The organism is Pseudoalteromonas sp. Ld19 (assembly GCF_045064135.1).
Classification (GTDB): domain Bacteria; phylum Pseudomonadota; class Gammaproteobacteria; order Enterobacterales; family Alteromonadaceae; genus Pseudoalteromonas; species Pseudoalteromonas aliena.
In genome coordinates this window covers 712,612-739,140 of record NZ_JBISHA010000021.1, presented here as the reverse complement: position 1 = coordinate 739,140, position 26,529 = coordinate 712,612, and the positions used below count along the sequence as shown (strand labels likewise).

The following is a 26,529-nucleotide window of genomic DNA, read 5'->3' as shown; positions in this document are numbered from 1 at the left end:
ATGTCGTATGATTTATTTAATATTGCACGTTCAGGAGTCAGAGCTAATTCTGAATTGTTGCAAACGACAAGTAAAAACATTGCGAATGTGAATACTGAGGGCTACGTACGCGAGCGAACAGAATTTGCAACAACCTTTGATAATCAGGTGGGTAGGGATAAAACATACCGACTACTCAACGAATTTGCGCAGAAGCAATTAAATAGAGATACCTCTAATAAAACCTTTTTTGATCAATTTGTTGGTGAAGCGAACCGGATTGATACCTTGTTTTCGGAAGAGTCTAATAGCTTATCAACACGTATAAATTCCATGTTTAATAATGTGCAAGAGGCACTAAATCAACCCTCGTCTTCGGTTGCTCGTTCATTAGTTATAAGCGACACAAAAAATTTACTCGATCAAATGAATAGACTTTCAGGAATTGTGTCAGAGCAAAAAGAAGTGGTGAATGAGCAGTTAGAAATATTTGCCGGTGAAGCCAATACGTTAATCCAAAGCATTAATACCTTGAATCAAGAAATTGCAGGGGTTAGCGGCACAAGCCAAGAGGCTAATGCGAGCTCTGCTTACAATGAACGTGATAAAGCAATTCGCGATTTATCTAAACTAATTGATATTGAAACGCTCGATGGCCCTAATGGCGAAAAGCAAGTTTTTATGGGCACTGGTGAAGCCGTAGTTATGCAAAATGGTTCATTTAATTTATTTTCAATAAGCAGTGATCCTGACGCCGATTTTAAAGAACTTCGTCTAGAGGTAAACGGTGGTAAAGCAGTGCCAATAGAAGTTGATGCGAGCAAATTAAAGGGCAAAATAGGCGGTTTACTCGCTTTTAGAGATGATATTTTAGTGCCTACTCAAAATCAAATTGGACAAATGGGAATTGCTCTAGCTGATTCATTCAACCAGCAGAACCGCCTTGGTATGGATGCCGATGGAGAGCTTGGCGGCGATATATTTAATATACCTACGGTTAACGGTTACGCCTATAAAGCGAACACAGGTACCGCAGGAATAACCGCAACGGTTGAAGCTGGAAAAGGAAGCGAGCTTCCAGCTAGTGATTTTATTATTACTTTTACTACAAACCCTAATGAAGTCAGTATTCAGCCTATTGATAACAAAGGGGAGCCCTTAGGTAATCCCTCTCTTGCAACTGTGCCTGCAAGTGGAATTGTCGATTCAGCCGCTATAACAAGTGGCGAATCGTTTGGTTTACAAATGAATATAGCGGGCGCGGGTGTTGCGGGGGATCAATTTCAAGTAAAACTAAACTCTGGAGCCGCCGGTAATATTACACTGACCACTGAAAGAGGTGAAGATTTAGCATTAGCATCGCCTGTAAGAACCAAAAATAATATTGATAATACTGGGAGCGCGGCTATTTCGGCGGGCGACGTAAGCAGTGTTACAGCCGGTGGATTTACCAATCTGCCTTTAGGGCTAACTAATGGTCCTATTACGCTAGTTAAAACAGCTAATACAAACGAGTATCAGGTAACAGATACGAGCGGCACGACTACATTCACTGTAACGCCACCGGCTAATAATATATTGGCGCAAGCTGGTGCACCTTATAGCACCTATGGTTTTGATTTTAATATAGATGGGGTTCCTGCAACGGGCGATACCTTTACATTAGAGTTTAACGAAGGGGGCTTTGACGATAACCGTAATGGTTTAAAACTTGCTGAACTTCAAAATGGCGAATTGGTTCGTCAAAATGTAGTCGCAAGTGCATCTGCAGATAACCACGGAACATTTAATCAAGCTTTTGCTGAGGTTGTTACAGATATTGGTGTGGTAACAGGTCAGGCGAAAACAAATGGGGCCGCGTTTGATGCGCTTGCCAAGCAATCTGAATCTTGGTACGAGTCGCTATCAGGTGTAAACCTTGATGAAGAGGCGGCAAATTTACTGCGTTTTCAACAATCTTATGCCGCCTCAGCACAAGTTTTAGCGGCAGCCCGTTCTATTTTTGAAACTTTACTTAGTGCCGCGAGGTAATTATGCGCTTATCAAATAACTTAATGTATCAAAACAGTATTAATAACATACTTAAAAATCAACAAGGTGTGGCAAGTGCTCAAGAGCGTGTAACTACCGGAGAAAAGTATTTAACAACTTCAGAAGCGCCAGCTGCGGTATCGCAAGGTATGCTGTACACCAATAAAATAGAAACAAATGAACAGTACACTAAAAATATTAATCAGCTCAAAGGTCGATTAGAGACTGAACATAGTATTTTAAAAGGCATGAATGAAAACATTTTAGCTACGCAAGAATTAACCATTCGGGCGGGTAATGGTTCGCTTAGTAAAAGTGATTTGGCAGGAATTGCAGGTGAGCTACAAGAGTTACAAAAGTCATTGGTTAACTTAATGAACACCCAGTCAGAAGGTGGTAAATATATTTTCTCTGGGTATCAAGACAATATCCAAACTTATACTTTTAATAACGTCACTAAAAAATATGAGTATCAAGGCGATCAGGGCCAACATGAGGTGACTATTGCTAAAGGTGTTGAAATTAAATCCAGCGATAATGGATTTAACGCGTTTGAAAAAGTTGATGCCCGATTAGATGTAACCTCAAACAGAGGCACAGCTACAGGTACAATCACATCGGGCACTGTTTACGTTAGTAACCAAGGTGAGTTTGATAAGTTCCATAACAATAATTACAACACGGACCCAGATCCTTTGGTTTCAGCAACTGTAAATACATATAACGTTAATGTATTACCAGGTGCAACAGCATCTTCCCCTGATACATACGAAATACTACGTGATGGTGTGCCACTTGTTCCTCCTGTTACTGGGGAGGTAACCGATGAGCCAATTGAATTTGCTGGGATGGAAATTAAACTCGAAGGCGAAGCACCAGGGCAGTTAGATTTTAGTCTTGAGAAACCGCATAAAGAAAATGTACTTAATACTCTGCAAGGGCTTATAACAAGTTTAAAAGATGAAACGCTAGAAGGTGAAGACTTACAACAAGCGTTAGCTAGTGGCCTAATACAGCTAAAAAATGCAAGTGAGCAAGTTGTATTTACGCAATCTAGTTTGGGTGGGCGAATGAATGTAGTTGATAAAGTAACTGATTCTAATAGTGCTGTAGATATAAATAACAAAGCGAGCAAATCAAGTTTAGTTGAAGTTGATATGGCAGAGGCTATTAGTGAATTAACTAAACAAGAAACTGGATTGCAAGCGTCGCAAGCCACGTTTGGCCGTTTGGCTAAACTAACATTATTTGATTATATATAAACCAAACTTGTTCACGTTATTGCCCTTCATCAGTAAGGGTAATAACTTGCCCTTATAAAGCGGCAAAAAATTGTCACCCCCTTTCTTCCTCTTTTATAAAATCAATATAACTATTAACTAACATCCATTTTATTTTTCTTTTATGTTTAAAAACAGGGGTTTAATGTTTTTATTTGAGTTGGCACAACAAATGCATTTACTTGAGCATAGAAAAGTGTGGCTTCTGCTAAAGAAAATTGAACCACATTCTTAATTAAAACTAGGAGATGGTAAAATGGCTTTAAGCGTAAATACAAATGTTGCATCACTTAATGGGCAACGAAATCTATCTAAATCTAGTATGGCACTAGAAACATCAATGCAGAGATTGTCATCAGGCTTGCGAATCAATAGCGCTAAAGATGATGCGGCAGGTCTGCAAATTGCCAATCGCTTAACTTCACAAGTTAATGGCTTAACGGTTGCACAACGAAATGCAAATGATGGTATTTCAATGGCACAAACCGCAGAAGGCGCAATGCAAGAATCGGCAAACATACTACAGCGTATGCGTGATTTATCACTGCAATCAGCGAATGGCTCTAATAGTGCGGTAGACCGAGCTTCACTGCAAAAAGAAGTCAGTGCACTTCAACAAGAATTAACACGTATTTCAGATACCACTAAATTTGGTGGCACTAATTTATTAGACGGCACATTCGGTACAAAGCAATTTCAGGTTGGTGCTAATGCGAATGAAACAATTAATGTAAGCTTACGTAACGTAGCCGCAGATTCAATTGGCGCACATGAAATTAAAGGGCCTGCAACTGCCACTGCAGCAAATACTGCCTTGGGTGATGTACAAACTGTAAACTTAGCCACTAACCATGGCACCAGTGCTGATACGGTTAATATTAATGGTACAGATATTGTTGTTGCTGCTGGCTCTGGTGCGGCTGCTATCGCAGATACAATTAATAAGTCAGGCGCCGGTGTGGTAGCTGAGGCAAAAATTGTCACGACTTTCTCAAATATTACATCAGACAGTAAAGGCGTGATTGAAATTAAGAAAAATGGCGTGGTTGAGAAGTCATTTGACTTAGGTAATTATGGTGGTGAAAAAGAACGCTTGACTACCGATATGCAACAAGCTGGTTATGATGCTATTTATGACCCAGCAACTGAAGTGATTTCTTTTAAAGCAACTGACGTTGATGGTATTGATATTACAGGTACAGAGGTAGGTGATTTTACTTTAGGTGGAACGGCAGTAACAAGTACTGCTAACTCATTTAGTGTTTCTGCAGAGCTGAACTTATCATCGGCAAATAAAATAGGTATTTCAGGGACCACCGCGAATGAATTGTTTGGCACAGGGGCTGCTGCAATACAATCATCAGGCGGCTCTAGTTCATTAACAAGTATTGAAAGTGTTGATATTTCAGGTTCAACTTCAGAAGGCGCACAAGAAGCTATCAAAGCAATTGATGCAGCATTAGCACAAATTGATGCCCAACGTGCCGACTTAGGTGCGGTGCAAAACCGCTTTGGTTTTACTATTGCCAATCTTGCTAACGTATCTGAAAACGTATCGGCTTCGCGTAGTCGTATTCAAGACACCGATTACGCGCTTGAAACAGCGACATTGACTAAAAACCAAATAATGCAACAAGCAGGTACAACCATCCTGTCGCAAGCAAATCAGTTGCCACAGGCAGCATTGAGTTTACTTGGTGGTTAAGTCACTGCCTTATAATAAGCATGAATCATTTAGCGCACCTACTTAGGTGCGTTTTTTGTAATTTTAAAAAACACCCTCAAAAAGCATTAAATTTAATAATCATAACCGCAATTAAATGTCAGTACTCTTACCATTCAATTAAATTACGCTATACACCTTTTTAATATACTTTAATAATTATTAAGTGCTAAAAAGCAAAATAAATTAAAATTGACTCCGCAAGTCACCAAAAGATATGCACTTATATTTATTTAAATGGTGACTTTGCGGAAATACTTTAGCGCTTGTGAGGTGCCTGCTGGTTTTCATCGCGTTGTTTTTAGTGCCTTAAGTAGATGCGGGATTAGCTCACTCAACAGCCCAATATTTTAAACTTAAAAGTAGGCGGTTAAACTTTGAGGTGAAAAATAACGTTAATCTTCTGCTGTTTTAATTTCCTCTGAGCCTACAGTGCAATATCAAACAGATAACTTATGCAAAAATGACTAAAAATTAATTTAAAAAAAAGCTAAAGATAATTTTATAGCTGCCGTTAACTTAATCAGAACGGAGCTTGAACATATTTTATTGTGATGGCTCTTGGTGAAAATCAATTAGTTACATTACGAAAGTAATCAGGAGTTATAACATGGCTTTATCAGTAAATACAAATACAGCGTCATTAAACGCACAAAGAAACTTGTCTAAATCAAGCGATGCACTAGGTACATCAATGCAACGTCTTTCATCTGGTATGAAAATTAACAGTGCAAAAGATGATGCGGCTGGTCTACAAATAGCAAACCGTTTAACATCACAGGTAAATGGTTTAGGTGTTGCTCAACGTAACGCAAACGATGGTATTTCGATGGCACAAACGGCTGAGGGTGCGATGCAAGAATCATCGAACATCTTACAGCGTATGCGTGATTTATCACTACAATCAGCGAATGGTTCAAATGATGCGGATGCACGTGCAGCGCTACAAAAAGAAGTAGGCGCTCTTCAACAAGAGTTAACTCGTATTTCTGAAACCACTAAGTTTGGTGGCACGAGCTTGCTTGATGGTTCATTCGGTACTAAACAATTCCAAGTTGGTTCAAATGCAAATGAAACTATCAACGTAAGTTTACGTGATATGTCTGCTGATGCAATTGGTGCAAATGAAATCAAAGGGGCTGCAACATCAACTGTTTCTGCATTGGGAGACGCTCAGTCTACTAGTTTAGCTGCTAATACAGCTACTACAGCTCAAACAGTGAACTTAAACGGCGTAGATGTTGAAGTTGCGGCTAACTCTGGTGCAGCTGACATTGCTGCAACAATAAATGCTTCGGGCGCTGGTATTCAAGCTGAGGCTAAACTTGAAACTAAAATTACAGGCATTGATTCAGGGGCTAATGCCGTAATAACAGTAGGTGAAGATAAGTACGATTTAAGTAAAATTGGTGGTATGGAGAGTTTAGCCGAACAGATGCAAGCTGATGGCCATGATGCTATATACGATGATAGTAGCAAAACCATTACTTTAAAAACCACAGGTGTAAATGGTGTTGATGTAGCGGGTGTCGCTGGCGGTGGTTCATTCACTGTGGGTGGTCAAACCATTAATTCGACTAAATTAACAGCGAGTGTTTCTTCAGAATTAAACTTAAGTTCAGCGGATAAAATAGGTATTTCAGGCAAAGCTGCGGATCAAATATTTGGTTCAGACGCAGGTACGGTTACATCTACCGGTGGTAGCAGTAAGTTAACAGCGATTGAAGATATCGATATTTCGGGCTCAACTTCGACTGGTGCACAAAATGCGATAAAAACAATCGATGCGGCATTGGCTCAAATTGATGCGCAACGAGCAGATTTAGGTGCGGTGCAAAACCGATTTGGTCATACGATTAGCAACTTAGCGAATGTATCGGAGAATGTGTCGGCTTCAAGAAGTCGTATTCAAGACACCGACTACGCTGCTGAAACAGCTCAGTTGACTAAAAATCAGATAATGCAGCAGGCCGGAACGACTATTTTGGCTCAGTCTAACCAGTTACCACAAGCAGCCTTAAGTTTATTAGGCTAAACTTGAATAAAAGGGAGGTTTAACCTCCCTTTTGTTTATTATTATAAAATTGTATCTCAGCTTTATGTTTAGGGGCGAGTTATGGAAACTTCAAACGTACCATCTCAAATTAATATTATTAACCACAAAGATATATCCAACCAGTCAGCTAACCAAGTTTCGCTTTATAATAATAATGGCAAGCAAAACGACACTGTTGAACAAGCAGAACAAACACAAACTGCTAGCAATGATGATTTATCTCCAGAGAAACTAGAAAAAGTGGCGCAACAATTGCAGACATTTATGAGCGACATGAATCGAAGTTTAGAGTTTCATGTTGACGAAGATTCTGGGCGTAACGTTATCAAAGTAATAGATAAAGAAAGTGGCGATTTAGTTAAGCAGTACCCTTCGGAAGAAGTTTTGCAAATTGTTTCTAATTTAGCTGAAGCAACAGGTGTACTAGTAGATTTTAAAGTATAACAAATTAAGTTTAATAGGAGGTTGAATTATGGCTCTTTCATTTACAGGTATTGGATCCGGTGTACCAGTTAACGATATTGTAGATGCATTGGTGAATTCACAAAAGACCCCCTATCAAGCAAGAGTAACCCGTCAACAAGCGGCTCACACTACTGATATATCAGCGGTTGGTACGCTAAAGTCATCGCTTGAAGAGCTCAATAAATCTCTAGAGTCGCTAGGAACCACAGATAATTATCAAAAACGTTCTATCAGCGGTAACGATGACTTTATTTCTTTGAGTTCTGAAAAAGCGGCTCAAGTAAATAATTTTTCAATTAAAGTTAATAGCCTTGCAGATAACCACAAATTAGTAGCAGCAGCCGTACCGAGTGGAACTGCTGTTGGCGAAGGTAAATTAGCTATTAGCTCTGGTACTAATAAATTTGATATCGAGGTAAAAGCTACTGCTACGCTTACAGATATTAGAGATGCAATTAATGACTCTGCAGATAATGATTCAGTAAGTGCAACCATTATTACCGATAGCACCGGTGAGCGTCTTGTTTTGTCTAGCAAGGAAACTGGAGAAGTTAATGCAATTAAGGTTGTTGTTGATGACACTGGTGATGCAAATAATACAGATGCTAGCGGTTTATCTCGTTTTGCTTACGATCCGGAGCCGGCTTCAACAACGTATGCTGAAAACTTAACCGAAGTAACTAAAGCTGCGGATGCGTCGATAACAATTGATGGTCAATTAAATGCTACTAGCAGTACCAATGAGTTTGTTGATGTTATTGATGGCGTTACTATATCCGCTAAAAAAATACACGGTACTGATGACGATATAAGTAATGCTAAAATTACTGAAAATAATAATAATGTATCCGCTGGGCTTAAATCATTTATAGATAAATTTAATTCATTTATTGATTTATCAAAGCAACTAGGTCGTTCAAGCAAAGAAGATGGAGTGGGGGCTTTAGCTGGTGATTCACTATTACGAGGCTCTGTAAATCAAGTGAGATCGATGCTAACCTCTGAATTTAATGTTACTGATGACAAAAAAGAATTTTTAGCTAACCTTGGGGTAAGAACTGAGCGTTCAGGAAAGTTAAGTTTAGATTCGGATGCATTAAAAGCTGCCATAGAAAAAGATCCAAATGCAGTCCAACGATTTTTTACTGGCGATGATGATAATGGCTTTGTTGCTAAATTTGATGATGTTATTAAAGGCTATACTGCGTCAGGCGGTATAATAGAAACTAGAATTGATGGCCGAGAAGCTCAAATAGATAAGCTTACAGATGAATCTGTTAGCTTTAATTTAAGAATGGCTGATTATGAAAAAAGGTTACTTAACCAGTATAATGCAATGGATTTACTCGTAGGTAATTTAAAAAACACGGGTAATTATTTAACCGCACAATTAGCTAACCTCCCAGGGGTCGTTAAGAAAAGTTAATGGAGTAAACCTTGAGCGTTAACCAACAAGAATTAACAAAAATGATGTTACAGGCTACGTTGTTAGCTAATTTAGCGCTGATAAAAGAGCGTATGCCTAGTATTTATAAAGAATTTAAAGATTACCAACCTACCGATACCGGCGTTGCGATAGATTATCAAGGTCGTGCCAACCTATTTAATAACAATAAATTTGTCTATGATATAGACCCAAGAGAGTTTGCTAAGCAGCAAGTAACTCAGTTTCTAGAGCGCCCTCTTTACTTTAAATATATCGTAGAACATCAAGCAGATGAAGATATCTTTTTTAAGCATTCAGCCTTACTTAAATCTATTCATAATGTTCGAGTTGCTGAATCTGAAAACAAAATTGGCAACCCCGCAGATGAGGAGCGAATTGATTTCGTTTGTTTTTTTGGTGGTGGATTAGGTTATCAAATTGAAGAGCTATTAAATACGAAAGATGTCTTAAATGTTTTTTTATTTGAACCAAGTAAAGATAGCTTCTATGCCTTATTGCATTGTATTGAATTAAAACCTCTGCTAGATAAGTGTACAAGTAAAGGCGGACAATTCTCTATTCGTATCTCGGGTAGTGAAGACGGGGTTGTAAATGATATTTCTAAATTTTTATTTCAACAAGGCCACTTTAACCTTAGCCAAGTGCTGTTTCTTAAGCATTACGATAGCCCATTAATAGAAAAAACAATTGCTAGAATAAAAGCAATTGGGCATCGCTGGTCTGGGGGCTGGGGATTTTTTGAAGATGAAGTTATTGGTATCTCGCATACACTCTCTAACTTAAGTGCCAAATTTCCGGTTGTAAAAAAGAGCAGTACATTTAAAAATCCCTTAGTAGATTACCCCGTATTTATTGTAGCAAATGGACCATCGTTAGATTTAGCAATTGATTTTTTGAAAGAAAACCAAAGTAATGTTGTTATTTTATCATGTGGTACTGCACTCAAAGCATTACTTATAAATGGGATAACTCCAGATATTCATATAGAAATGGAGCGTACTGCAGCATTACTAGACTGGGTAGAAGTTGTTGAACGCACTGAAGGTGTAACCACTCGATTAGACGAGCTTAATATAGTAGCACTTAATACGGTGTATGATGGAATATTAAAGCGCTTCAAGAGTGCTCATTTATTATCTAAAGTAAATGATGCTGGAGGACGTTTAATACGTGCGATGGATGAAAAACAGCTATTCACCTATCCAGAAAGCAGTAACCCGAGTGTGTCTAATACTGGACTTGCTGTTGCCGCTGAACTGGGCTTTAAAGAGGTCTACTTAGTAGGGACTGACTTTGGCTTTGTATCGCAAGAACATCATCATTCTAAGCACAGTATTTATTTCGATAAAGACTTTAAGCATAAAGAGCTAATTAAAAAGAATATGCAAAGCGATATGGTTGTAAAAGGTAATTTTAGAGATGAAGTTCTTTCTACCCATATATTTGATTCCTCAAAAGGTAATGTTGAAATATTATTACAGAGTAACCCTCAAGTTACGGCATATAATACTTCAGATGGAGCGTTTATTCGATTTACCACGCCTACGCGTATAGCTGATATTAACCTTAAAGATACGATAAAAAATAAGCAAGAAATGGTGAGTGAGTTACTCAAACGAGCAACCTCATTAGAGCAATTATCTTTAGGTAACATTGATAGTAAGATGACGGTTATAAAAAGCGGTACTAAAGCTATTTTAGAGAAATTGCTGTTAATAACGTCCACACACTTTAATACCAGAGAGTCTCTTGCTGATGCGTTCACTCTGCAAAATAAAATTCTGCTGATGCTGCGCGATGGGAACAGTAATGATCATGTTGTTTATTGGTTGATACAAGGAACATTCAGGTATTTTCAAGCTAACATAATGACTAACAGCTATTATTACCGTTGTTTAGAACAGCGAGCTGAATTTATGAATGCATGTATTGATGCATTTCACAGCCATGTAGAAGACTTGTATATAGAGTTTATTGAAAACTACAATAAATCAGCTAAGCTTTAATTTTTTATTATTCAATGGGCTGGTGGTTTTATTAACCAGATTTTAGATTAATAGCGATTACTTTAAGTAATCGCTATTTTTATCGCTTCGGGGTTACTTTCATTAAGTAATCGCTATTTTTATCGCTTCGGGGTTACTTTCATTAAATAGAGAAACCTGAACTAAATCACATGGTTTATCATTTAATAGGTAGTGGTCTTTTAAAGTGCATTCATTTTTATATCCAGATTTTATAAATGCTTTTGTGCTGCCTATATTGGAAGAGTAAGCTCCCGCAGTTAATTTACGCAGCTGTAATATTTTAAATGCATATTGGCTTATTAGCTTAATAGCTTGGTTTGCATAGCCTTTTCCCCAACTTTCTTTTTCGCCAATAAACAGGCTCACTTGAGCTATATTGTGAACCTTATTTATACTTCCAACTTTTATATTCCCAATGTGCTTATTATTATTGCTTGTTCTAATAGTAAATAATTGTTCAAGCGGATTATCTAAATTAGCAGAAATATAGCTCTTAACTGAGTTAAGATCTTGTTTACTAAAACGAGTTTCTAAGTATTGATTTACCAAAGGATCATTAAGCCAAGCAACATAATTTTCGTTTGCATCGTCTAAAGATATACTTTGTAAAAATATATCTTTAGTCTCATTACTCGTTATTTTAATTTGGCTACTCATCAATAAATTCCCATTTAGCAGCTGTTCCTCTTGTTATATCTACGGCGGCTTTTTTGCCAATCAGCGTATCGTAATACTTACAAGGTAGACCGTAGCCAGGGCGTATTCTTTTTATGTGTTTTTTTGTTATGATTGTACCTGCCGGTATATCTTCAATAAAATAAATAGAGCGTCTAAATTTTAGATTTTCGCTTTCAGCTGATTTTAATTCATACCCTGCATTACCTATCGATTTGTACACATCTTTGCTTTGGCTAACAATTGATTTAAGTTGCTCTGGCTCAATTGAAAATTCTGAGTCAGGGCCTTTTTTAGATCTATCTAAAATAAAATGCTTTTCAATAAAGCATGCTCCTAAAGCAACTGAGGCAATTGCTGCCGTTGTGCCTAAGGTATGATCAGATAAGCCTGTGATAACGTTAAAGCGTGTTGCAATATCCGCGATTGTCGCTAAATTAGCTTGCTCAAATGGCGCAGGGTAAGCACTTATGCAATGCAGTACAATCAGTTCATCACAACCATTATCTCTTGCTGTGCTAATCGCTTCTTCTATCTCTGTGATATTAGCCATACCTGTAGACATAATGATAGGTTTACCTGTTTCAGCAATTCGCTTGATGAGAGGTAGGTCGGTTAATTCGAAAGAGGCGACTTTGTAAGCTGGGGTATTTAATTCTTCTAGCAACTCTACTGCTGTTTCATCAAACGGTGTTGAAAATATAGTGATACCGACTTCTTTGGCTTTTTCAAACAGTGCACAGTGCCATTCAAAAGGGGTGTGAGCCCATTTATATAGTTCATATAAATTATAACCATCCCATAACCCGCCTTTAATCTGAAACTCGTTTTTATCGCAGTCGATAGTCATTGTATCTGGCGTATATGATTGAATTTTTATCGCATCGGCTCCACATTTAGCCGCTTCTTCGATTGTTTTTAGGGCTTCTTTAAGATCGCCGTTATGGTTAGCTGAAAGCTCAGCAACAATGTAAGGTTCATAATCTAAACCTATTCTTCGACCATCTATTTCTACAAATTTATTTTTCATTGTTACTCAAATAAAGTTAATTTTATATTGGCAGTTAAAGCGCCGTTGCTTTTTGTGGCATTAGTAAACTCAAGCTTATACTTTCCATGTTTTATGTATGCTTTTGGATAACTATCGGCATCTAACATGCGAATATGATCAAAGATAGCATCCAGATCTAAGTTCGTATCAATAACGCTTTGGCTTGGATTGCGTCTTGAAAATGCTGTTACAGGCCCTTCTTGAGGTGTTACTTCGGGATTTTCGTTAACAATAAGCTGAATCATATCAAAAGTTAAGGCTGAACAGCGTAAAAATATTTGTTGTGCGGTGCCCTCCAAAGATAAAGGCCTTTTTAGGTAAATAGGGCCTGTATCTATACTTTCTTCCATTTTTAGGGCACTTAATTTTGTGGTGGTATGGCCAAGAGAAATTAAATTCTGCATTGGACTTCCGCCCCGCCCATAAGGCAAATCAGTCATATGGAAGCATACGCAATTAAAGTTGTTAATTATTTCTTCAGGAACAATCCAGCTCCAATGAGGAAAAAATATATACTTGGGGTTTAAGTGTTTTAAGTGACTATAAGTGAGCTCTTTTTTGTCTGTAATTAAATGCCAATTTCCATTGTAAGCTGGCGTACGTTTATTATATTGGGCAATATTCCAGTCTTTAATTGTAGCTACAACGTAATTGTTCATGTTCAATCGCTTATCGGTTTTAGAGATGTGATCTCTATAGTCAAATTAATAATTATTCAGTTTCAGGTTAATTGCTATTTTATAATTTTGAGCACTTCGTTGGCGACTCTGATGCTGCCTTTGCCATCACAAATACTAATGCAATTTTTATAAACGTCATTATTTAATTTTAATCTATTTTGCCAAAATTCAACTTCTTTAATTAATTTTTCTTCAATCTCTGTTATTGAAATAAAGCGGATCACTTCAGCTAATTGAAGCGCGTTAGCGATCTCTCGCTGATTGTCTGCCTGTACAATAACAACAGCAGGAAGGCCTAAAGCGCACCTTTCCCATGACGTTGTTCCTGCTGCACCAATCGCTAATGTTGCCGTTGACATGATCTCTGCAATATTGCTCGGCGATATATGTAAAAAGACCTTTTTATGGCATTGTGCAAAGTCAAACACTGACTTTACGTTTTTTGCTGTTCTATTTAGGATTACATTAATTTTTTCAAAGTATTTTAATTTTATTGCTAGCGTTAAAACTTGAAGAGTCAAGTTGTCCGGATCTGTTCCTCCAAACATTATGAGTAAGGTGCGCTCTTTTTTTTCAATTGAGACTTTTTGAAACTCTAAAAACTCAGGTCTTAATAAAGCAAAGTCTGAGCCAAGTAGTAGTTGAGTATGGTTATTTACCAAGTGTCTGTATTTAACTGTTGGGCATTGGTAGGTTTGATCTAATAACAGGTCACAATTGTGTTTTCGATTTGCTAGGTCGTCAATAACCATCATTTTTTTGGTTATGCTTTTCACTTTATTATGCCAACGGGTATCAATAGCATAATGATCTATTACGATTAAATCGTAATTTTTCCCCGCCGTTAATTGTAAAAACTCTTCGCTGTCATCATCTAAACTAGCACCTAGCCATGAGCTGTAGTTTTTTAAGTCGATGGTACTTTTTGGAGGAGCCATTTTTACAAGTTCAAACTCTGATTGGATTATGTTTTCATTACTATTGCCAATGGCATCGCGACAGAAAAAAGTGATATTAACATTGCCAGCTTTGCTAATTGCCGTCGCTAATGTAAGGCAACGCATCACATGGCCCGAACCAATATTTAAAGCAGAATCAACTCTAAAAGCGATGTTGAATAATCGAGTCGGGGTTTTGGTATTACTTTTTTTTATATTAATGCTCACCTTTAAGAGCCTCTTTACGGATGTAAATAAAACATTTTTTATTTTCTATTGTTGTTTCTTTTTCTCGTTTAAAATTACAGGCTTCGAATAATTTAATAGAGGCTTTATTTTCAATTAAAATAGTCGCGATAAATGTACTATCTATGCTCTTTTCTATTAGGTTTAGTGCTTGTGTTAAAATTTTTTTACCGTAACCATTGCCTCTACTGCAAGGAGATAAATGCGTATCTATTTCATACGTATTAAGAGTTGTTTGATTAAATCTGACTTGTCCGATGGGTTTACCGTCAATGGATGCAATATAAATTTTGCTATTAAGAGACACTAGTTGCTTATCAAACCAAGTTAAGTGATTTTGTAAGGTAATTGGGGCGTCTTTTAATGCGCAGCTGCGAATAACGGGATCATTAACCCACTGGTATAAAGTAGTGCAATCACTTTGCTCGGCTTCCCTTAATGTTATCATTTTATTTTCTATCCTAAGTTATACCTATCGTAATAATACTTAATCAATTTGAGGGATTAAACTTGGCGCTAACGGTGTTAAAAATCTCTGATAACGAACAACTAAATAACGAAATTTTTGCTTCAAAATAGACCACTTAATTAAGTGAATTGGTATTAGATATTAAAACCGTAATTTAATAATGAGCGCAATAGGCCTAATCTATAAAGCGTTCAATATAAAATGCTTCAGCAAGTGGAGTGCCTACACACATACCTCTAAATTTAGCGAGTGCTTGAATATTCTCAAGACTTCGAGTGTGTGGGGCTTCTCTCATTTCATCTTTATAAGCTGTAAGAGCTTTTATTTTTTTACTAAATACATGCTCGATATTGACAAAATAGTTAGGTTTGAATGCCTCGTAACGGTGACTTGCCCATTCAGTGCTTGATAGTGTTTCGAAGCAAAATATTTGCTTTACTGATTGCATGGGTTGCGGCCTGCAAGCGGTTAAAACAGCTTCATAAGTTTTTCGATGATCAACATTTAAATCACTATGATAATGGGTATACACGCGTGTAATTATATTTTTAGATAAAAATAGTTCGATAGCTTGCGCTATTTTTAGCAGTGATACCGTATCGAATTCATTATCTGGAAAATCCAACGATGTTAGATTGTTAGGTGAAATACCTAATTGTTGGGTTGCATTTAAAAAAGCGGTTTGCCGCGTTTTAATGTCTGCTTCGTTATGCTCTTGACGTGAGCTAACCCCATTAGAAAGCGTCAAAATATATATTTCATCACCTTTTTCAATATGGTTCGCGATTGTGGCACCACAGCCGAGTGTTTCATCGTCAGGATGGGCGACGATTATTGCTACTTTCATGCTTTATTATCCTCGATAAATGTAATTAAAGGGCGGTCTTTTTTAGCCGTTCATCTAACCTTAAAAACGGGCTCTAATAGTTTGCCTTTAAAAACAGTATAAAGGTTTTGTGTTTTTATGGTGTTAACTAAAATGGCGATAACTTCATCGTATGCATTGAGGAGCTTTTCAATATCGCACAAGGTATGCGCATAACTAAGGTTATGACTTCCTGCGATTAAAATACCTCTAGTGCACATCTCTTGAATAAATAATGACTTTAATTCTAGCGAGCTATAGTGTGCGGTATCTTTTATTACGATAAATGACCACGCAGGATGTCCTGCCGTACTTAGCCATTGTTGTGCATTGTGCTTTAAAATTAACGTGTCGAGTTCTGCTATTAATTTATCACCTAAGTGATGAATGTGAGTAAGCACATCCTTTTCCTGCATTTTTTTTAATGTCGCCTTGGTCGCAGCTAAAGACATTGTTTCACCTGCAAAGGTGCCTGAAAAAAAGATGTCTTCCATTAGCGACATTATTTTTTGTTTACCTACGACAGCCGAAATAGGGAACCCGTTTGCCATACCCTTGCCAAAAGTTGCTAAATCAGGAGTAACATTAAACAATCCCTGAGCGCCATGTAAATCAAATCGAAAACCTGTAATAGTTTCATCAAAAATGAGAACAGTGCCATATTTTTGACAAAGTGCTTTTACTCCTTCAAGAAATCCTTGCTTTGGGTAGGCAACGTTCATAGGTTCCATAATTACAGCAGCAAGCTGTTCAGGGTGCTCATTGAAGAGTTTTTCTAATGAATCAAGGTCATTGTATGTAAAAGTATGGGTAAGCGCTCTAACACATTCAGGAACACCTAAGTTTCTGGTTGTGGAGCCAATATACCAATCTTGCCAACCGTGATAACCACAAACAGCAACATGCTCTCTTTTTGTATACGCTCTTGCTAACCGAATTGCTGCAGATGTTGCGTCACTGCCATTTTTACCAAAACGCACCATTTCTGCACAAGGTATTAGTTTTACTAGCTCTTCAGCAACTTCCATTTCGAGTTTATGAGGAAGAGAAAACGTAACACCTAAAGCAAGTTGACTGATAACAGCTTGGTTTATTTCAGCATCACAGTAACCTAAAGATATTGACAGTAAACCGTTAACAAAATCAATGTATTCGTTGTTATCGGCATCCCATACTTTAGAGCCATAACCTCGCTCAATAAATAAAGGGGCAGCATTTTGGGGAAATGCAACTTTGCTTTTGCTGAAGGTTTGAGAACCAAGCGGGATCGTTTTTTCAGCTCTTTGTAGCCATTCCCCTGAGTTAGTATAATTATTCATAGCCTTCTTCTTTATCTTGTTTTAATGATTTTAGCATTCCCTCATTACGCGAGAATTGGGCATTGATAGAGCTCAGTTCTGGTTTCAAAGAGAGTAAATGAAGTATATCTTGATAATTAAAATAGTGATTTTGTGTATATAAATGATCATAAATTGCAGAGATTAGTGCAAAATCTTCAGGCTCATCAACGGTCCATCTGTGATTAGATAAATCAGTCTCACTTTGGATGTTTTGTAATTGATATTTTTGCGGATTATTACGTATATATGGTGTTACATGCTCCAGCTCTGAGGGCTTTTTAGCGTATTTATAAGCATCTAGGAGTGCGTGTTTACTGATGACTTCCGTATCAAGACCATCTGGGAATGTGCTTTTCAAGCAGTTACTTGTGTAATCATTGCTATTAATTAGGTGCGCATTAATAACATGATCTATAAGTGCAGAGTCTATAACCGGGCAGTCGGCGGTCACTCTAACTGCGTGCTCGCATGGGTAAGCGAGTTGTGCATAATAATAGCGACTAAGTACGTTATTTAAATCGCCTCTAAAGCACAACAAATTGTTTTCTTTACAAATAATTTCAAGTATATCGTCGCTTTTTTCAGTGCTTGTAATAACAATCAGTTTATCTATTTTTTTACATTGCTGTATTCGTTTCGCTTGCTGTACAAACATAGGTAAACCGTGAAGGTTCTTAAGTACTTTGCTTGGTAGGCGCGAAGAGCTAACTCTGGTTTGCATGAAGGCGTTTATCATATGTTTAATCCCAGCTGTATCTTAACTGACCCACAGAGAAGGGTTAATTAACGCTAATTCAGAGGTCGCTAAAGAGCTTAAAACGTCATCAGAAGGGAGTTTTAGATTTTTAGCATCGGCGTAGCGCTGAATTAATTGCGTTAATTGTTTTTTTGAGCAACAACCTATTACGGCACTTTCAATATGTGGTGTTTTTTGAGCAACAATGGCCATTGCAAATGTAAGGTAATCGCATTCTAACTCTTCAATAATTGCATTATATTTTGAAAAAATATGACCGAACTGAGAGAAATAAGCACGCTTTTGAATTTCTGGTTGTAGTAACAGCCCTTGCAAAAAAATCGAACGAGCGTGCAATTTTATATTTTTCTTTATTAGTAAATTCGTTACTTCGGGTTGAATAAAACGCTGATCTAGCCAGTTCAATGGCGCTTGAACTATGTCTAAATTATACATGTCACTGAGTAAACTGAGTTGCTCAGGAGTATAAACAGACACTCCTATACGTTTAATGATGCCAGTGTCTTTTAATGCTTCTAATTGCTTAAAGTGATTTTTACCTGCGTTATTTAATAAAGGGTCGAAATCATGAAATAAAACAGCATCTAATTCTTCACGTTGTAGATTAGAAAGGCTGAGTTGTACTTGTTCTTCAATACTCAAATGGCTGCTAGCGGATATTTTTGTTATAACTGAAAAGTGATTGCTAAAACCAGACGTGCCAATGTTCTTTTCACTATTTCCGTATGCTAAAGCAGTATCAAGTGTAGTAATACAGGATTCTTTAGCCAGAGTGAGCATTTGCTTAATTTCATCAAAATTAACTTGGCCTTGGTCATTACTAATACCGTAATTTAAACCGAACTGTGCAGTTCCTAGCGCTAATTTCATACTAACTCATTAATCGTCTGAATAATAAATTCTTGTTCTGACTGCGTTAATCCAGGGTGCAGTGGGATGGTAAGTGACGTTTGGTAATATTCAATCGCGTTAGGAAAATCACTTTCTTTAAAACCAAGTGCAGCATAATAGGGCTGAATATGTATAGGAATATAATGCAGATGACTCATTATTTTTCTATTACGCAATTCACAAATTAAGGTGTGATGAGCTGCTTTGTCCTCCAGCTGTAAAATATACAAATGATAGCTAGATAAACACGCATCTGATTGCGCTAAATGATTTAATGGTTGTGCTTTAAATGCTTGAGTGTAAATAGATGCGATAGCATTTCTGGCTAAAATAAATTCATCTAGCCGCTGCATTTGACTAACACCTAAAGCGGCTTGTAGTTCGGTCATCCGGTAATTAAAACCAAGTTCAATTTGTTGGTAATACCATGGACCATGGCTTGCCTCTGTCATTTCAGTAGGATCAGTTGTAATTCCGTGACTTCTCAAGCGTTTTAATCTTTTTGCTATGTATTCATCATTTGTTACAGCCATACCCCCTTCGGCAGAAGTGATAATTTTAACGGGGTGGAAACTAAATATGCAAATATCTGAAAACTGACAGTTTCCAACTTGCTTACCTAAGTACTGAGCGCCTATTGCATGGGATGCATCTTCAATTATTTTAAATCCGTATTGCGTTGCTAGCTTATGAATGGCGAGCATATCGCACGACTGGCCTGCTAAATGAACGGGTATAACTACTTTTGGCAAACTGCTTTTTTGTTTTGCATTAATTAATTTTTTCTCAAGTGCGGCAACTGACATATTACCTGTCGTTAAATCAATATCTACAAAGTCAATTTTTGCACCACAATATAAAGCGCAGTTAGCCGATGCAACGAATGAAATGGGTGACGTCCACACTATATCGTTTTTGCCAACATCCAATGCTAAACACGCAATATGCAACGCAGAGGTTGCACTATTGGTCGCACAAGCAAAGTCGACATTACAATAGTTTGTAATTGCCGACTCAAACATTGGCACTTTTGGCCCTTGGGTCAGCCAATCTGATTCCAATACACCAACGACAGCATCTATATCAGCTTGTGATATAGATTGTTTACCATAAGGGATCATGTTTACCTGCTGTTTAAAGGAGTGCTTGTGTATTAAACATTTTTATATCATCAATGCTCATATAATGATGATTATTTAATGAATTATACTCAAAGCCTTGAGGCACTTTATGCCCTTTTTCACCAATAGCATTTACAGTAAAGTCATTACTTCGGCTACTAAATTTAATACCTGGTGCTATAAGGTAATGATCATGATATTCATAGGTTTCAAAGCACAAATCGGCAGGGCACATAACTTCATGAAGCTTTTCTCCAGGTCGTATCCCTATATCTTTTATAGGTAAGTCTGGTGCCATGGCTTTTGCTAGATCTATTATTCGGATTGAAGGTATTTTAGGAACAAAGATCTCACCGCCTAACATGCGCTCAAAATTGGTTAAAACAAAATCGACACCTTGCTGTAAGTTAATCCAAAAACGTGTCATTTCTAGGTGAGTAATCGGAATGTGATCACGACCCTCATCAATGAATTTTTGAAAAATAGGCACTACAGAGCCCCTCGAACACACAACATTACCGTAGCGCACGACAGAAAATGTAGTTCTATGACCGCCTGCGATATTATTTGCTGCAATAAATAATTTATCTGATGCTAATTTTGTCGCACCGTATAAATTAATAGGGTTTGCAGCTTTGTCGGTAGATAGCGCGATGACTTTTTCAACATTGTTATCAAGTGCTGCATCAATTACATTTTCAGCCCCATTAATGTTGGTTTTTATGCATTCCATTGGATTGTATTCTGCGGCAGGGACTTGCTTTAGTGCTGCTGCATGAATTACATAATCCACACCACGCATTGCTCTTTGTAAGCGAGCTTTATCTCTAACATCGCCGATAAAATATCGCATACAAGGTTGATCAAATTCTTGCTGCATTTCAAATTGTTTTAGTTCATCACGCGAGAATATTATGATTTTTTTTGGCTGATAACGCTCAAGTAACGTTTTTACGTACTTTTTACCGAATGAACCTGTGCCACCCGTTATGAAGACAACTTTTCCGTTAAACATTTTGTATATCTCCGTTGGATGCTTAGTTAATAGTTAGTAATACTCTAAATTAAGAGTTGGCTTTGTATTGATTGACCGCGTTATTGCTTTTTTGCTTACTTATTATTTTTTCTGCAACTTGTTGTTTAGCATATTCTATTTTAGCAGATAGTTTTCCAATTAGATCAATTATTAATTCAAGCTCTGCGGCGGAATAAAAGTTTTCATCTTTTGCGATAGATTCTTTTAAATGGCTATCTAAATCATTATGAGCATGGGTAGCGCCTTCAACTTGCAGCACTTCGTCATCTGATAATAGTTCTATAAGTTTTAAACATAGTTCACGGGTGTGACAATCGTTTATTGATAGCGCTGTAATTGACTTTCCTAACATGGTTAATCCTAAGATCTATGCTCTAGAGGGATTGCTTCCCAACCTGATTTAATCTCTTTGATCAGCACGATAACTTCATCAAGCTTATCTATGTTATTTTCCATATTGGCCATCAAAAGCGTGCGCTGGCAATAGTCGTACAAAGAATCTAAGTTTGTAGATACCGTGTTATCACCTTCAAAATTCAGGACTTGCTGTAATGCTCCAAGCAATGTAATACAGTCTGAAATAGCAATTCCTTTCTTATCAAACTCTTTACGCTGGATGAAGCCTTTTGCTGCTGAAAGTTTACCAACAATATTTGCAAACACTAATTTGACTTGGTCATAAGGCGTCATTTCTTTAACGCTACTTACAGTGACTTGACGGTATTTGTTTATTGACGCGTGTGCCATATAGGTAATTCCTAGAAATTTAATTACAATACTTAAACCTTAAGCAAGTTTAGTTCCAAAATGAACATAACATTTACTTATCGGCAAATAAGTTTGTTTCTTTAAAAAAATACATGCCATATTTCAAATATTTTACTCTTATTGATATAAAACTACTATTGCAAGTTATTTGCATGTGTTGGGTCGTTAAGTATATTTATACTCTTAATGTAAATGAGCATTTTTTAGTACTTTAATGTGCATGCCTAGATTGTAAAGAGTTATTAATTAGTTATTAAGTACTACTTTTTAAATTTATATGTCTGTTTTTTGGCGTTAATGTCAAAAAATTGCCGCTAGTGCTTGCATCCAAAATTTACTGGCTTACAATTTCATTAATAAATAAATTAGTGAAATTATGGCTCGCTATATATGATCTTGATTTTAGATAATAATAACAACCGCTCGATAGGGTTAAATGCATCACTTACTTTTATTGGTGAAGCTGTTCAACTTTTAGACGAAGCAAACTTTGAGCAAGAATGTGCGAAGTATCAACAAAAAGAATGCATTGTAATTTTAGGTGCCTTGCAATCGCTCGATCATGAAAGCTTAATTAAGTGTTATCCAACACTGCCATTTTTGCTAATAGGCGAAACGCTAAAACCATTACTTAGTATCGCCAATGTAGTCGGACTTATTTGTGAGCCATTTAGCCATGAAGTAACAACGCAATTGCTTCACGATTGTCAGCAATATCAGCGAATGCTTCCCAGTGACCATAAGCACTCTAAACCGCATAAAACTTTTGATGGCCTTGTGGGTGAAACCGATGCAGTTAAGGATGTACGCTTTTTAATTGAGCAAGTTGCAAAAACTGACGCAAATGTTTTAATTTTAGGCGAATCGGGAACTGGTAAAGAAGTTGTTGCACGCAATGTACATTTACTATCAAAAAGAAGCGTAGGGCCGTTTGTGCCAGTCAATTGTGGTGCGATCCCAGCTGAACTTTTAGAAAGTGAATTGTTTGGCCATGAAAAGGGCGCATTTACAGGGGCTATTTCGGCGCGTAAAGGCCGATTTGAACTAGCACAAGGTGGCACGCTATTTTTAGATGAAATAGGCGATATGCCATTGCAAATGCAAGTAAAGTTATTGCGTGTGTTACAAGAGCGCAGTTATGAACGTGTTGGTGGTACCAAAGCTATTCAGGCAGATGTACGGGTCATTGCTGCAACGCACCGTAACTTAGAAAATATGATTGAAGAAGGTAGTTTTCGTGAAGATTTATATTATCGCTTGAATGTGTTTCCTATCGAAAATCCATCGCTTAGTGAGCGCGCTGATGATATTCCATTGCTGCTAAAAGAATTAATGCGCCGTGTTAATGATCAAACAGGGTCAACGGCTAAATTTACCGAGCGTGCAGTTGATAGTCTAAAAGAGCATGCGTGGCCAGGGAATATTCGTGAACTCGCTAATTTAGTTGAGCGCATGGTGATCATGTTTCCTGAAAAGGTAGTTGATATACCTGATTTACCTAATAAATATCGTTATATTGAGGTTGAAGCATACGAGCCAGAATACCCAGAAGAGCTAATGGAAAAAGATGCGTTTAACGATATATTTAGTACTGGTTTTAGTGATTATGACGAAGAGCCTGAGCCTGAATTCAACCAATCTGGAAGTGGTTTACTACCCGATGACGGGATCGAACTTAAAGAGTATTTAGCTGAGCTTGAAATTAGCTTAATTACCCAAGCACTAGAGCGTTTTGATTACGTCGTTGCGCGTGCGGCTGAAATACTAGGTGTACGCAGAACAACTTTAGTTGAAAAAATGAAAAAGTATAATCTATCGAGAGACTAGGACGTGTTGACCTTTGTAGATTGAAATTTGTTCAATCTAGGGGCGATTTAATCGCGGCGCGAGGTTTGTAACCTAGTGGGCTAAGTAAAAACTGAGTAACAAAGAGTTAATCGTCCCTAGAAAGAACCCAAAGGGCAGCGCATGTTTGGCATTTATGCTGCGTTATCGCCTATTTATGGGGAATAACCACACTACATAGGCTCTGCCTTGCCTAAAAACCAAACAGTCAGCTGCAAAATCAATCACGAAAGGTCAACACGCCCTAGGGCGTGTTGATCTTTGTGGATTGAAATTTGTTCAATCTAGGGGCGATTTAATCGCGGCTATTTTCTCATCGAAAATAACCGCATAAAATCAATCCCTTCTTTTCTAAAAGCAGATTACTTGGTAATCCCCAAAGAGTCGTTGCTTCTAATGCTTCATTAAATTTGAGATTACTTAACCTGAACTCTGGATCATAAATCTATCTCGAGCAGCTATTTTCAGCGCTAACCGCGTTGAATTTACTTGCAATAGGCTAGCTATTGACGCGTAAATTCGCCTTGTTTTCACTGAAAATCTCTGGCTAGAGAAAATAAATTTAAACATCACCATAATTCAATGCGTTAGTAAATCTCTAACCAGATCTCAGGTTACTTAACGAATATTTCTTTGAACATATTAACTACTTTTGAAACTGTTTCAGGTTTTACATGTCGTGTATCAGAGTTCCAAGCATCTTCAGTGCACTCGGTCACCAACTCATAACTAGGAAGGTAATACATATCCTCATTATTGTTGACCAACTCTTCAGCAGCAACTCTTAAAACGGCTTTCGAGTGCGTATTTGCTGTAATTATATGATGAGTATCCGCTCTGCCTGTAGCTAAAAAAGGAATCGGCGAAAGACTAATTATCAGTTTAAAATCAGGATTGTATTTTTTGATGATATCAAAAAAAGATTGAATATTATTTACGTTTTCTTTGACCGTTAGCGTTCGGTGTTTTACAAACTGATAGGTGTTATTTCTAGGGTTTCTAGACATAACAGTACCATCTGGAAGCTCCCAGCATTCATTTAACCCCAATGTAACGACAAACACTTTACAGCTTAAAAATGAATCTTTAACGGCTTGAATATGCTTATCGTAATCAGCTAGGTAAGCTTCTTTGGTGTTAAAAAATACATTTTCACGGTATGGATCTACGTAATGGCCAGTTTCTGATTGAAATAATAATTTATCAAACTTTTTAACACCAAATGCTTTTTCTGCTAACTGTTTAAAGCTCGGCGTGTTAAACAGTATTCCATAGTTTGCACAAAACTTGGCATACTTGTCCCCAGGTTGATAACCATCGACCACTAAGCCGCTCTGTGGATTATCATTTCGCTCTGTAATGACGTAGTTATAACCATCTTGTTGAAAAAACTTGGCTATCTCAAAGGCAAAACAACTTCCTGCCGAACCAATAGGTGTATCCATATCCATAATCGGTACTTTATTAACATAAGGCAGCGCATTATATTTTGATAAAGGGCGGGTTGGGTGATCTGGATTCGGCCAAAAGACGGCGCTAGGATCGGGTTTTTTATTTGCGTTGTAGCGGGCGCAACTATCAATGTAATTTCGTTCATACTCACAGATATTAGTGAGTGCCTCAGACCATATTTCTTCTGTAATCGAATCGGCTTTAAATTGCTCAATGATAGATTGCTTAATAAACTTAATAAGTTCAAATAGCGTATTGTGGTATTTAAGCTCTGGGTCATTCGTTTGAATATGTTCAAGAAACATATTTTCGACGGCACTATTTTTAATAATCGCTTTTAAAAGGTAAGCCAAATGTCGCAAGTTAGTAACTTTATTATCTAATGCAATATCAATACAGTCATCGTCATTGCGTTTGATAAATGTTTTAGTTAATTCAGGGAACCCATCAAATGCGATAGAAGTGGTCCCAGGGGTAAAGTGTTCGTCGGCTACTTTCTTCCAGTGCAGCTCACTAGGCAAAAAACATAATGTTAAAGAATAGCGAGCTTTCCCTTTATTCGCAGGCATTGCTTTATGGGCAAGTTGATGGGGATTGAAAATAATTGAGTCCCCTTTATTTGGTTTAATCAAACTTGGCGAAAAATTGATGTCGTAATGTTTGCACAAAGGAGCAATGTCTATATTTCTCTTGTTTATATTATTAAATATATAGCCAATGTCTTTGAGTTTATCTGTGGATTCTTTGTCTAATACTGCGGTGCTACTGCCGTGTTCATCATAACCATTTAAGTAGGTTATAAGCTTTAAGTGATTTTTAGGACCGCCATCACAATGCCACTTTGAAAAGTAAGTATCTTTTTCTATGTCATCTTCAAGTTTATGCATTGCCCACCACAATACACAATATTCACTTTTAAAATAAGATCTTAGATGGTCATCTACTTCTTGCGTTAATATGTAAGGCAAAAATGACTTTAATACAGCGGGATCTTTTAGTGCTTCTTTATCTTTATCATATTCAGAAATTAAAGTATCGCACAGCAGCTCAGGTACATTATTTTTTACAACATGTTTATGGGCATTTATCAATGGCGTGTCGATTATATCGCGGCGAAAAGCGTTGGTAGCTCTATAATTTAAATTGGTATAGCCTTGGTTTATTTCATAGTGATGCGCCGTATTAACATTAGAGCTTTTAAGCAAGCAGTAACGTATATCATCTATTTCTAATACTTCTTCCGTAGTTATCTGTACCATTATTCTAGCCTTGTTCTATTAATTATCTAATATGATTGACGCAATGCATATTGCGAGCCAAAACTTTATTGCTAAATTTGACTTTTAAAAGGGTCACTTCCTTTGGTATTAAATTCATTGAAGCGTTT

Annotated in this window: 22 protein-coding genes and 1 pseudogene; 9 read left to right on the top strand and 14 right to left on the bottom strand. The window is 37.2% G+C overall.

The genetic code is table 11. The annotated features are described in order from the left end of the window. The 8 genes and pseudogenes from flgK to ACJJVZ_RS15335 all read left to right on the top strand — a co-directional run bounded on the left by flgK (position 1) and on the right by ACJJVZ_RS15335 (position 10,987). Positions 1-2,010, top strand: coding sequence for a flagellar hook-associated protein FlgK (flgK, locus tag ACJJVZ_RS15370; RefSeq protein WP_182700955.1), 2,010 nt, complete (start codon positions 1-3; stop codon positions 2,008-2,010). A gap of 2 nt (positions 2,011-2,012) precedes the next feature. Continuing rightward, positions 2,013-3,272, top strand: coding sequence for a flagellar hook-associated protein FlgL (gene flgL, locus ACJJVZ_RS15365; protein WP_405601714.1), 1,260 nt, complete (start codon positions 2,013-2,015; stop codon positions 3,270-3,272). 274 nt (positions 3,273-3,546) lie between these two features. Beyond that, positions 3,547-3,957 (top strand): annotated as a pseudogene (locus tag ACJJVZ_RS15360) (flagellin); the annotation flags it as partial. Between the two features lie 438 nt (positions 3,958-4,395). Next, a complete protein-coding gene (locus ACJJVZ_RS15355; RefSeq protein ID WP_404936258.1) occupies positions 4,396-4,995 on the top strand; it encodes a flagellin in 600 nt (199 codons plus the stop codon). 628 nt (positions 4,996-5,623) lie between these two features. Then, a complete protein-coding gene (locus ACJJVZ_RS15350) occupies positions 5,624-7,048 on the top strand; it encodes a flagellin (protein WP_405601711.1) in 1,425 nt (474 codons plus the stop codon). A gap of 81 nt (positions 7,049-7,129) precedes the next feature. After that, positions 7,130-7,513: a flagellar protein FlaG gene (locus ACJJVZ_RS15345; RefSeq protein ID WP_182700950.1), complete on the top strand. Its 384-nt coding sequence runs from the start codon at positions 7,130-7,132 to the stop codon at positions 7,511-7,513. A gap of 28 nt (positions 7,514-7,541) precedes the next feature. Next, positions 7,542-8,960: a flagellar filament capping protein FliD gene (gene fliD, locus ACJJVZ_RS15340; RefSeq protein WP_405601709.1), complete on the top strand. Its 1,419-nt coding sequence runs from the start codon at positions 7,542-7,544 to the stop codon at positions 8,958-8,960. Positions 8,961-8,971: 11 nt separating this feature from the next. Beyond that, a complete protein-coding gene (locus ACJJVZ_RS15335) occupies positions 8,972-10,987 on the top strand; it encodes a 6-hydroxymethylpterin diphosphokinase MptE-like protein (protein ID WP_405601706.1) in 2,016 nt (671 codons plus the stop codon). Between the two features lie 102 nt (positions 10,988-11,089). On the opposite strand, the gene ACJJVZ_RS15330 is transcribed toward ACJJVZ_RS15335, so the two are convergent. The 13 genes from ACJJVZ_RS15330 to fliS form a co-directional block, all read right to left on the bottom strand. Next, positions 11,090-11,665 carry a GNAT family N-acetyltransferase gene (locus ACJJVZ_RS15330; protein ID WP_138585016.1) on the bottom strand — a complete coding sequence of 192 codons (576 nt, stop codon included), beginning with the start codon at positions 11,663-11,665 and terminating at the stop codon, positions 11,090-11,092. Further along, on the bottom strand, positions 11,658-12,713 hold the full coding sequence (gene pseI / locus ACJJVZ_RS15325; protein WP_405601702.1) for a pseudaminic acid synthase: 1,056 nt from the start codon (positions 12,711-12,713) through the stop codon (positions 11,658-11,660). Before pseI ends, ACJJVZ_RS15330 begins: the two co-directional genes overlap by 8 nt. Before the next feature lie 2 nt (positions 12,714-12,715). Beyond that, entirely contained in the window at positions 12,716-13,393 is a 678-nt protein-coding gene (locus tag ACJJVZ_RS15320; RefSeq protein WP_273048067.1) for a methionyl-tRNA formyltransferase, read from the bottom strand. 74 nt (positions 13,394-13,467) lie between these two features. Continuing rightward, a complete protein-coding gene (pseG, locus tag ACJJVZ_RS15315; protein WP_405601700.1) occupies positions 13,468-14,580 on the bottom strand; it encodes a UDP-2,4-diacetamido-2,4,6-trideoxy-beta-L-altropyranose hydrolase in 1,113 nt (370 codons plus the stop codon). Continuing rightward, on the bottom strand, positions 14,570-15,046 hold the full coding sequence (locus tag ACJJVZ_RS15310) for a GNAT family N-acetyltransferase (RefSeq protein WP_405601698.1): 477 nt from the start codon (positions 15,044-15,046) through the stop codon (positions 14,570-14,572). Before ACJJVZ_RS15310 ends, pseG begins: the two co-directional genes overlap by 11 nt. A 196-nt stretch (positions 15,047-15,242) precedes the next feature. Continuing rightward, positions 15,243-15,914 carry a PIG-L deacetylase family protein gene (locus ACJJVZ_RS15305; protein ID WP_405601696.1) on the bottom strand — a complete coding sequence of 224 codons (672 nt, stop codon included), beginning with the start codon at positions 15,912-15,914 and terminating at the stop codon, positions 15,243-15,245. 50 nt (positions 15,915-15,964) lie between these two features. Further along, complete coding sequence (locus tag ACJJVZ_RS15300) at positions 15,965-17,251, bottom strand: aminotransferase class III-fold pyridoxal phosphate-dependent enzyme (RefSeq protein ID WP_193156043.1); 1,287 nt, start codon at positions 17,249-17,251, stop codon at positions 15,965-15,967. Beyond that, the gene (locus ACJJVZ_RS15295; protein WP_405601694.1) at positions 17,244-18,008 is read right to left on the bottom strand and encodes a cytidylyltransferase domain-containing protein; all 765 of its coding nucleotides are present in this window, start codon (positions 18,006-18,008) and stop codon (positions 17,244-17,246) included. Before ACJJVZ_RS15295 ends, ACJJVZ_RS15300 begins: the two co-directional genes overlap by 8 nt. A 21-nt stretch (positions 18,009-18,029) precedes the next feature. Further along, a complete protein-coding gene (locus ACJJVZ_RS15290; RefSeq protein WP_193156041.1) occupies positions 18,030-18,899 on the bottom strand; it encodes an aldo/keto reductase in 870 nt (289 codons plus the stop codon). Continuing rightward, positions 18,896-20,041 carry a UDP-4-amino-4,6-dideoxy-N-acetyl-beta-L-altrosamine transaminase gene (gene pseC / locus ACJJVZ_RS15285; protein ID WP_193156040.1) on the bottom strand — a complete coding sequence of 382 codons (1,146 nt, stop codon included), beginning with the start codon at positions 20,039-20,041 and terminating at the stop codon, positions 18,896-18,898. Before pseC ends, ACJJVZ_RS15290 begins: the two co-directional genes overlap by 4 nt. A 13-nt stretch (positions 20,042-20,054) precedes the next feature. Next, positions 20,055-21,056: a UDP-N-acetylglucosamine 4,6-dehydratase (inverting) gene (gene pseB / locus ACJJVZ_RS15280; RefSeq protein ID WP_077537232.1), complete on the bottom strand. Its 1,002-nt coding sequence runs from the start codon at positions 21,054-21,056 to the stop codon at positions 20,055-20,057. Between the two features lie 49 nt (positions 21,057-21,105). Further along, positions 21,106-21,429 (bottom strand): hypothetical protein, encoded by a 324-nt coding sequence (locus ACJJVZ_RS15275; RefSeq protein ID WP_405601691.1) that lies wholly within the window; start codon positions 21,427-21,429, stop codon positions 21,106-21,108. An 8-nt stretch (positions 21,430-21,437) separates the two neighbouring features. Beyond that, entirely contained in the window at positions 21,438-21,824 is a 387-nt protein-coding gene (gene fliS, locus ACJJVZ_RS15270; RefSeq protein WP_405601689.1) for a flagellar export chaperone FliS, read from the bottom strand. Between the two features lie 411 nt (positions 21,825-22,235). On the opposite strand from fliS, the gene ACJJVZ_RS15265 reads away from it, so the two are divergent. Next, complete coding sequence (locus ACJJVZ_RS15265; RefSeq protein ID WP_273048052.1) at positions 22,236-23,672, top strand: sigma-54-dependent Fis family transcriptional regulator; 1,437 nt, start codon at positions 22,236-22,238, stop codon at positions 23,670-23,672. A gap of 632 nt (positions 23,673-24,304) precedes the next feature. On the opposite strand, the gene ACJJVZ_RS15260 is transcribed toward ACJJVZ_RS15265, so the two are convergent. Then, entirely contained in the window at positions 24,305-26,401 is a 2,097-nt protein-coding gene (locus tag ACJJVZ_RS15260; RefSeq protein WP_405601686.1) for a GSCFA domain-containing protein, read from the bottom strand. Positions 26,402-26,529: the final 128 nt, after the last annotated feature.

Excerpts from the sequence above, each read along its gene's own strand:
- ACJJVZ_RS15350 (WP_405601711.1), top strand. The coding sequence starts at position 5,624 with ATGGCTTTATCAGTAAATACAAATACAGCGTCATTAAACGCACAAAGA.
- fliD (WP_405601709.1), top strand. The coding sequence starts at position 7,542 with ATGGCTCTTTCATTTACAGGTATTGGATCCGGTGTACCAGTTAACGAT.
- flgL (WP_405601714.1), top strand. The coding sequence starts at position 2,013 with ATGCGCTTATCAAATAACTTAATGTATCAAAACAGTATTAATAACATA.
- pseB (WP_077537232.1), bottom strand. The coding sequence starts at position 21,056 with ATGTTTAACGGAAAAGTTGTCTTCATAACGGGTGGCACAGGTTCATTC.
- ACJJVZ_RS15310 (WP_405601698.1), bottom strand. The coding sequence starts at position 15,046 with ATGATAACATTAAGGGAAGCCGAGCAAAGTGATTGCACTACTTTATAC.
- ACJJVZ_RS15305 (WP_405601696.1), bottom strand. The coding sequence starts at position 15,914 with ATGAAAGTAGCAATAATCGTCGCCCATCCTGACGATGAAACACTCGGC.
- ACJJVZ_RS15355 (WP_404936258.1), top strand. The coding sequence starts at position 4,396 with ATGCAACAAGCTGGTTATGATGCTATTTATGACCCAGCAACTGAAGTG.
- pseI (WP_405601702.1), bottom strand. The coding sequence starts at position 12,713 with ATGAAAAATAAATTTGTAGAAATAGATGGTCGAAGAATAGGTTTAGAT.
- ACJJVZ_RS15320 (WP_273048067.1), bottom strand. The coding sequence starts at position 13,393 with ATGAACAATTACGTTGTAGCTACAATTAAAGACTGGAATATTGCCCAA.
- ACJJVZ_RS15290 (WP_193156041.1), bottom strand. The coding sequence starts at position 18,899 with ATGAAATTAGCGCTAGGAACTGCACAGTTCGGTTTAAATTACGGTATT.
- pseC (WP_193156040.1), bottom strand. The coding sequence starts at position 20,041 with ATGATCCCTTATGGTAAACAATCTATATCACAAGCTGATATAGATGCT.
- flgK (WP_182700955.1), top strand. The coding sequence starts at position 1 with ATGTCGTATGATTTATTTAATATTGCACGTTCAGGAGTCAGAGCTAAT.
- ACJJVZ_RS15265 (WP_273048052.1), top strand. The coding sequence starts at position 22,236 with ATGATCTTGATTTTAGATAATAATAACAACCGCTCGATAGGGTTAAAT.
- ACJJVZ_RS15275 (WP_405601691.1), bottom strand. The coding sequence starts at position 21,429 with ATGTTAGGAAAGTCAATTACAGCGCTATCAATAAACGATTGTCACACC.
- ACJJVZ_RS15330 (WP_138585016.1), bottom strand. The coding sequence starts at position 11,665 with ATGAGTAGCCAAATTAAAATAACGAGTAATGAGACTAAAGATATATTT.
- ACJJVZ_RS15345 (WP_182700950.1), top strand. The coding sequence starts at position 7,130 with ATGGAAACTTCAAACGTACCATCTCAAATTAATATTATTAACCACAAA.
- ACJJVZ_RS15300 (WP_193156043.1), bottom strand. The coding sequence starts at position 17,251 with ATGAATAATTATACTAACTCAGGGGAATGGCTACAAAGAGCTGAAAAA.
- ACJJVZ_RS15295 (WP_405601694.1), bottom strand. The coding sequence starts at position 18,008 with ATGATAAACGCCTTCATGCAAACCAGAGTTAGCTCTTCGCGCCTACCA.
- fliS (WP_405601689.1), bottom strand. The coding sequence starts at position 21,824 with ATGGCACACGCGTCAATAAACAAATACCGTCAAGTCACTGTAAGTAGC.
- ACJJVZ_RS15260 (WP_405601686.1), bottom strand. The coding sequence starts at position 26,401 with ATGGTACAGATAACTACGGAAGAAGTATTAGAAATAGATGATATACGT.